Raw genomic sequence first — 7,954 nt, forward strand, 5'->3', positions numbered from 1 at the left:
GTATATTTGATTTATGCGAAATTATGTTACCAGTAGTTGAATAGAAAGGGAGCCTTCAACAAAAATGTTGAAAACTCCCTCTATTTGGCTATTTTTATTTTTTGTAAAAACTCATAGCTGAGTAGTTACAATAAAAATATAGCTAAGGAGTAACTATTATTTTTTACTTTACTGATAACTTTTGAGTATAGAAATCTCTTACATCATCCCATCTATAGAATGGAGCTATATCAGTTTTTACAGGAATTGATACTGGCTCTTCATTGTGAAGTATCTTTACAAGTATATCTCCAGCCTCATTTTTATAAAATATCCATTGGACATTTGCCGCCATACAAGAAACTTCACTTCCATTCCATGTTTGGTAAACCTTTGACATATCATCTTGTTTTTCTGACATTCCCTCTATCTCCATTATACTGATAAATGGAATTATTGTCTCAGCATGGGCAAATCTTAAATTAGCAGAGATATTCTGATTAGCTATAGCACTATCACTTGTCTCTATAAAATCTTTTAAAAGAGGTGTTGCTATATCAGTAGCTATATTCTCTCCAGTCATTCCTGGTCCTTTTTCATAGAAAGTTTTTATATTATCTAATTCATCATACCATTTTAACTCTTCAGATGTGAAATATTTTCCTATTCCTAAATCCTTTCCTATATCAGCTTGAAGTACATATAGGTCATAAAGATTAGATACGGCGTCATCAGCACTTTTTAAGATAACTTTTCCCTCTTCAGATTTTAATTGTATCTCTCCACTCTCTAATTTAGCTATAAAATCCTCTGTGAAGAATTGTTTTAGAATTCTATCTGTGTAGTTCTTAGTTTTAGCATATTTCTTATATTCAGCTTTCCAAGGCTCTTTCTCCTCATACTCTAAATATGCTGGTGATATATCGAAAAATCTTAATTCTATATCATCTTTTCCATTTGTAGATACCTTAAACTTAGTGTCTGGTGTATATTTTGAAAGTTCTTTTAAGAAAGCATCTCTACTTTGTTGAGCTCTTGTTACATAAGTTGCAACTGCATCAACCTCTCTTCCAAAAACCTCTTTATTCTCCTTATACATTCTCTTAGCTATTCCCTTTTGCTCTTTAACACCTACTGGAGTAAGTAATCCATAATTTCCCTTTTCTATCTCTAATATCTTAGCAACTTTTTCTTTTAATTTTTTACCTTTAGAAGTAAGTTTTCCCTCATTTTCAGCTAAAACTAAAAGCTCATATACACTCTTATCATATTTTGATGATGATAGGTGTCTTGAACCATGTCTACTTATATGGTTAATATAAAAAGGCTCATATCCCTTTGGAGTTTTTACTTTTACCTCTTTGTGCTTATAGGGCTGTTTTGTTCCTAAATATTTTAAATCATCTGCATCAGCAAACACCCCAGTACTAATAATCATAAACAATAACATTTTATTTTTTAATCCCATATCTTTCTCCTTTAAATTCATAATTATAAATCTCTTTAACTAATATTACTCTTTTATTTGCTAAAAGTCAATTTATAAATGAAAAATCTCTCTTTTTTCATCAAAGGAGAAATTAAACTCGATTTATTTTAATTATTTTAAGTTTTCTTTATTGAATTTCTTTACAATAGCTAAAACTTCTTCTGGAGTTTTTTGAGCCATTACTTCTTCAACTAAAGCTTCACATTTAGCTTTTTCTAAAGCCATGATGTTTTTCTTAATTCTAGGTACAGATATAGCTGACATTGAGAAAGCATCTAATCCCATTCCAAATAGAATAGCAGTAGCGTTTTCGTCTCCAGCAAACTCTCCACACATAGAGATAGTTATTCCAGCTTCATGAGCTCCTTTTATAGCCATTCTTATAGCTTCTAATACAGTTGGGTTATAAGTGTTGTATAGGTGAGAAATGTTTTCATTTCCTCTATCAACTGCTAATGTATATTGAGTTAAATCGTTTGTTCCGATTGAGAAGAAATCTACTTCTTCAGCAAAGCTTCTAGCTCTGAAAGCAACTGCTGGAGTTTCAACCATTATTCCAAGAGCTATATTCTCATCAAATTTAGCTCCTTCTGCTCTTAACTCAGCTTTACACTCTTCTAATATTGCTCTAGCTCTTCTGATTTCTGTTATATCCATAATCATTGGAAGCATGATTTTGATATATCCAAAAGCAGATGCTCTTAATAATGCTCTAAATTGAGTTTTTAAGATTTCAGGTCTATCTAAGCAAACTCTGATTGCTCTCCATCCAAGGAATGGATTTTCCTCTTTTGGTAATTGCATGTATGGAAGAGATTTGTCTCCACCGATATCCATAGTTCTTATAGTTACAGGTTTTCCTTCCATTTTTTCAGCAACTATCTTATAAGCTTCGAATTGCTCATCTTCTGTTGGGAATCTGTCGTTGTTCATGAATAAGAACTCAGTTCTGTATAGTCCTATTCCTTGAGCTCCGTTTCTTAATACTCCATCGATATCTTTTGGTGATCCAATATTAGCCCAAGCTCCTACTTTTACCCCATCTTTTGATATAGCTTCTTTATCTTTTAATTGTTTTAATAACTCTTTCTCAGCAAAGAAAGCTTCCCTCTTCTCTTGATATTTAGCTACTTCTTCTGCAGTAGGATTAATTATGATATCTCCTTTAAGAGCATCAACTATAACGTTATCTCCACTCTTAACTAATGAACAGATATTTCCTGTTCCAACTACTGCTGGTAACTCTAATGATCTAGCCATGATAGATGAGTGAGCTGTCTTTCCACCTATTTCAGTTATGAAAGCAACTACGTTTTGTAGATCTATTTGAGCTGTATCAGATGGAGTTAAGTCTTTAGCAGCTATTACTGTGTTTGGAGGTAATGAACCTAAATCTAATATCTCAACACCAGCTACGTTGTATAACCATCTTTTTCCGATATCTCTTAAGTCTGCTGCTCTCTCTCTTAAGTACTCATCTTCTAAGTTAGCAAGCATATCACAGTAATCGTCAATACCTCTTTGAAGAGCTGCCTCAGCACATATCTCTTCATCTTTTATGATATCTACAACTTCATCAAATAAGTCTTCATCTTCTAGTAATGTAATATGTCCATCAAATATAGCAGCCTTATCTTCACCTAATTTTTGTGCAGTTTTTTCTCTGATTTTTAATAGTTGCTCTTTTGATTTTTCTCTACCATTTAGTAATCTCTCTTTTTCGCAATCAGCATCACATTTTCTTTTTGAGTCAATTACTAATTCTTGTTCTTGATATAAAAATACTTTTCCTATTGCTATTCCAGGAGATGCTTCAATACCCTTAACTATTTTACTCATATTTTTTCCTCACATTCATTATTCGTAAATTTTTTAAAAAAAAGAAGGTACTTCTTACAAGTACCTTCCATCATAAAATTAGTCCTTTAAGTTTGCTAGAAGGTCTCCTAATTTTTCAACTGCTTCAGCTTCGTCAGCACCTTCAGCGTATACAGTTACTTTAGTACCTTTTTTTATTCCTAATGAAAGTAGCTTTAATAGAGATGTTCCTTTAACTTTCTTTCCAGCTTCGTTTTCAACTTCTATTTGAGAAGAAAAAGTTTTAGCTAAGCTAACGAACTCATTTCCTGGTCTTGTATGTAATCCAGTTTCGTTTGTAATTTCAACAGTTTTACTTGTCATGTTTCTTCCACCCTCTCTTAACTTTATAAAAATTCTCTCATTATCAATAGATTACTTTATTTTCCAAAATTTGTCAATTTTTTTTTGAATAAGTTATCAACTTATTATTAATTTGTTCTGTTTTAATTGACAATGTAATTATAATGGTATATCATAAAAAGTAAGAAATTTATCACTATTTAAGGGAGATGGATTAAATTGGATATAAAAATTCTAAAAGAAAATGCTCGTGAAAAAATGAAAGGATATTGTAATCTGTGTAAAACTTGTGATGGTATATGGTGTGCTGGTAAGGTTCCTGGTATGGGAGGAACAGGTACTGGTTCATCATTTAAGATAAATTATGAAAATTTAAAAAAAAATAAAACTTGTTCTTAGAACAATACATAGTGCTACTGAGCCAGAATTAACTTGCTCTTTCTTTGGTAAAGAACTATCTTTTCCAGTATTTGGTGCCCCTATTACAGGTACAAAATTTAATATGGGAGGAGGAGTTACAGAGGAAGAATACTGTAACGATATTATAGAAGGTTGTTTAGAAGCTGGTAGTATAGGTATGATAGGAGATACTGGAGACCCTACTTGTTATGAATTTGGACTAAAGGCTATAAAAAAAGCTGGCGGACTTGGAATAGCTATTATAAAACCTAGAAGTAATGAGGAGATAATCAAAAGAATAAAGATGGCTGAAGAAGCTGGAGCTATTGCTGTAGGTGTAGATTTAGATGGAGCTGGACTTGTTACTATGAAACTATTTGGACAACCTGTTGGTCCAAAATCTATAGAGGATTTAAAAGAGTTAGTAAAATCTACAAAACTTCCATTTATAGCAAAGGGAATTATGAGTGTTGATGAAGCTTTAGCCTGTGTAGAGGCTGGGGTAGATACTATTGTAGTATCAAATCACGGTGGTAGAGTCTTAGATTACTGCCAAGCAAGTTGTGATGTATTAGAAGATATTGTAAAAGCTGTAGGAGATAAAATCACTGTCTTAGCAGATGGTTCTGTAAGAGAGGGAGTAGATGTTTTAAAATATCTAGCTATGGGAGCTAAGGGAGTACTTGTTGGAAGACCTCTTATCTGGGGTTCTATAGGTGGAAGAAAAGAGGGAGTAACTACTATTATGAACACCCTAAAATCTCAACTTTCTCAAGCTATGATTTTAACAGGAACTAGAGATGTAAAATCTGTTCCTAACAAAATTATAACTAAATAATCAGGTGATAAAATTGATGTTAGATAAGATAATGATAATTAATACTGGAGGAACTATAGGAATGGTCCACAGTGATGAAAATGACCCTAATAGTCCCTTAAGACCAGCTAATGATTGGCACGAAATAACTAAGGAGCACCCTATCCTAAACAAATACTCCACAGATTACTATCAATTTGATCCTTTGATAGATTCTTCCGATATGTCTCCAGAGACTTGGAAGGATATAGCAAAATTTATCTCTAAAAATTATGATAAATATAGAGGATTTGTAATTTTACATGGTACAGATACTATGGCTTTTACAGCTTCAGCTCTGTCATTTATGTTAAAAAATCTTGATAAACCAGTTGTTTTAACTGGTTCCCAAGTTCCACTACAATTTCCTAGAAGTGATGCTTTACAAAATCTTATCACAGCTATACACATAGCTGGAAATGAGCTTTATGGAGTAAAACTTATTCCAGAGGTTTGTATATTCTTTAGGGATACTCTACTTAGAGGTAACCGTTCTAGAAAAATAGATGCTACAAATTACTTTGGTTTCTCCTCTCCTAATTATCCAGCTATAGCTGAAGTTGGTGCAGATATCAGAGTTATTAAGAATAGAATACTTCCTGCAACTAAAGAAAAATTCTATGTAGATGCTGTAATTGATAGTGAGGTTATAGTTTTAGAATTATTCCCAGGATTAAAACCAGCATACCTAAAAACTATTTTTGAAAATAATAGTATCAAAGGAGTTGTATTAAAAACCTTTGGAAATGGAAACGCCCCTACTAACAAGGAATTTTTAGATGTCTTAGAATATATCTCATCTAAGGGTATTGTAATAGTAGATATCACTCAATGTACTCGTGGATTTGTAAAGATGGGACTATATGAGGCTAGTGCAAAACTTACAGATGTAGGAGTTATCAGTGGTGTTGACTTAACCCCAGAAGCTGCTGTTACAAAGCTTATGTATCTTTTAGGAAAAAATCTACCTATTGAAGAGGTCAAAAGACTTATGCAGATAGATATGTGTGGAGAGCAAACTATTAGCCAGTATGATTTTCTTACTGAAGAGTTTAGAGATAGCTTTTCAGATAACTTTGAATATGAACTAGAGATTCCTAGTTCACTAAAGAAAGAGGACCTTATAGAAGCTGTTGTGAGAATAAAAAATATATCTGAAAGAGAGAGCTGGAGTGAAGAGTTAAATATCTCTGTTACTATTGAAGGTAAAAACTCTAATTCTAGTGAACAACTAAAGATTAATAACAATATTAATAAGATTTTACCTAGTGAGAAGAAAAACTTCCACGCTATATTTAATCATACTATAAAGTCTATCATTGATAAAAATGATAAATTAAAAATAAAAGTTCAGAGCAATATGAAAATCTCTATGGAGGCTATAAAGTTTTCAATATTCTCAGAGTATTTAAGATAATAATTAATTTTCAAAAAGATAATTTATGGTTAAAAATATCCATATTTTATCTTTTTTTCTTTTATTTTCAAGTAATTTTCGATTATTTTTTATCCATTTTATTTTCTTTAACTATAAAAAAGAAAATAAATTTTTATATTTTTGGTGTAAAACTTTTATTTCTGTTTTTTATTAAAATTTATTTTATTTTATTACAATTAAAACAATTTTTTGTCAATACTTTCTAAATTTCTTTGTGATAATTTATTTTTATTTTCTATATTTCTTCTACATATATTTTTAAAATTATTTATTTTATATATAATTATTTAGATGATATATGTTTTTTAAAATGATTAATATATTTTTTGAAATCATTTTTCTATTTTTTGATTGAAAAAAGATCAAAATAAAAGTATCATAATATTATAAGATATATTTCTAAATAGTTGGAGGAATTCAAAATGGAAAAATTTAGATTAGAGAGCGATTCGATTGGTACTTTAGAAGTTCCTGCTGGAGCTTACTATGGAGTACAATCTTTAAGAGGAAAAAATAATTTTCATATTACAGGATATACACTTAGTGACACATTTATTACAGCCCTTGCCTATGTAAAAAAAGCTACTTCAAGAGCCAACTATGAAGCTGGGGTAATCTCTAAAGAGGTAGAAGAGGCTATGATACAAGCTGCTGATGAGATTATAGCTGGAAAATTTAGAGATCAATTCATAACTGATGTTATACAGGGTGGAGCTGGAACATCTATGAATATGAACATGAATGAGGTTATTGCCAATAGAGCAAATGAGATTTTAGGTGGAGAGCTTGGAAAATATGATAGATGCCACCCTAATGACCATGTTAACTATGGACAATCTACTAATGACGTTGTACCTACTGCTGGAAAGCTTACAGTTCAACTCCTTATAAAAGACCTACTTACAGATTTACAATATCTTTATGATACTCTACAAGCTAAGGGAGAAGAATTTGACCATGTCATAAAAATGGGTAGAACACACCTTCAAGATGCTGTACCTATTAGACTAGGACAAGAGTTCAGAGCCTTTTCTCAACCTGTGCTTAGAGATATAAAAAGAATCTCTTCTGCCGTTGAAGAGTTAACATATGTAAATATGGGGGCTACTGCTGTGGGAACTGGTATTAATGCTGATGTAGAGTATGTAAAAAATGTTGTAAGAATACTTTCAGAGGTTACTGGTTTTGAATTTAAACAATCTTCCGACCTTGTAGATGGAACTAGAAACCTAGATAGCTTTGTATGGTTGTCTTCAGCTTTAAAAACTTGTGCTGTAAATCTTTCTAAAACAGCTAATGATATAAGACTTATGGCTTCTGGTCCTAAAGCTGGTCTAGCAGAAATTCTACTTCCTCAACAACAACCAGGTTCATCTATTATGCCAGGAAAAGTAAATCCAGTTATCCCAGAGGTATTAAACCAAGTTTGTTTCCAAATATTTGGTAACGATATAACTATTACAAAGGCTGCTGAAGCTGGACAACTAGAACTAAATGTTTTTGAACCAGTTCTATTTTTTAACCTATTCCAATCAATAGAGATTCTTAAAAACGGAATTGTTACTTTTATAGAAAATTGCTTGAAAGGAATCACTGCTCAAGAGGAAAACTGTAAATATTGGGTAGATAGAAG

At 31.6% G+C, this 7,954-nt stretch carries 5 protein-coding genes and 1 pseudogene; 3 read left to right on the forward strand and 3 right to left on the reverse strand.

The features are described from left to right. Positions 1–163: 163 nt before the first annotated feature. The 3 genes from IAA47_05125 to IAA47_05135 all read right to left on the reverse strand — a co-directional run bounded on the left by IAA47_05125 (position 164) and on the right by IAA47_05135 (position 3,649). Entirely contained in the window at positions 164–1,447 is a 1,284-nt protein-coding gene (locus IAA47_05125; protein ID MBU3842349.1) for a histidine phosphatase family protein, read from the reverse strand. Between the two features lie 132 nt (positions 1,448–1,579). Beyond that, the gene (ptsP, locus tag IAA47_05130; GenBank protein ID MBU3842350.1) at positions 1,580–3,307 is read right to left on the reverse strand and encodes a phosphoenolpyruvate--protein phosphotransferase; all 1,728 of its coding nucleotides are present in this window, start codon (positions 3,305–3,307) and stop codon (positions 1,580–1,582) included. A gap of 78 nt (positions 3,308–3,385) precedes the next feature. Further along, entirely contained in the window at positions 3,386–3,649 is a 264-nt protein-coding gene (locus IAA47_05135) for an HPr family phosphocarrier protein (protein MBU3842351.1), read from the reverse strand. 198 nt (positions 3,650–3,847) lie between these two features. Between IAA47_05135 and IAA47_05140 the strand changes: the two are divergent. The 3 genes and pseudogenes from IAA47_05140 to IAA47_05150 form a co-directional block, all read left to right on the forward strand. Next, positions 3,848–4,865 (forward strand): annotated as a pseudogene (locus tag IAA47_05140) (alpha-hydroxy-acid oxidizing protein). A 16-nt stretch (positions 4,866–4,881) separates the two neighbouring features. Further along, the gene (locus IAA47_05145) at positions 4,882–6,300 is read left to right on the forward strand and encodes a type I asparaginase (GenBank protein MBU3842352.1); all 1,419 of its coding nucleotides are present in this window, start codon (positions 4,882–4,884) and stop codon (positions 6,298–6,300) included. A gap of 443 nt (positions 6,301–6,743) precedes the next feature. After that, a partial coding sequence (locus IAA47_05150; protein MBU3842353.1) for an aspartate ammonia-lyase occupies positions 6,744–7,954 on the forward strand: 1,211 nt, incomplete at its 3' end.

This window comes from Candidatus Fusobacterium pullicola, from assembly GCA_018883725.1.
Taxonomy (GTDB): domain Bacteria; phylum Fusobacteriota; class Fusobacteriia; order Fusobacteriales; family Fusobacteriaceae; genus Fusobacterium_A; species Fusobacterium_A pullicola.

Bases quoted from the DNA above. Each gene is read 5' to 3' on its own strand.
- IAA47_05125 (MBU3842349.1), bottom strand. From the start codon at position 1,447: ATGGGATTAAAAAATAAAATGTTATTGTTTATGATTATTAGTACTGGG.
- ptsP (MBU3842350.1), bottom strand. From the start codon at position 3,307: ATGAGTAAAATAGTTAAGGGTATTGAAGCATCTCCTGGAATAGCAATA.
- IAA47_05135 (MBU3842351.1), bottom strand. From the start codon at position 3,649: ATGACAAGTAAAACTGTTGAAATTACAAACGAAACTGGATTACATACA.
- IAA47_05145 (MBU3842352.1), top strand. From the start codon at position 4,882: ATGTTAGATAAGATAATGATAATTAATACTGGAGGAACTATAGGAATG.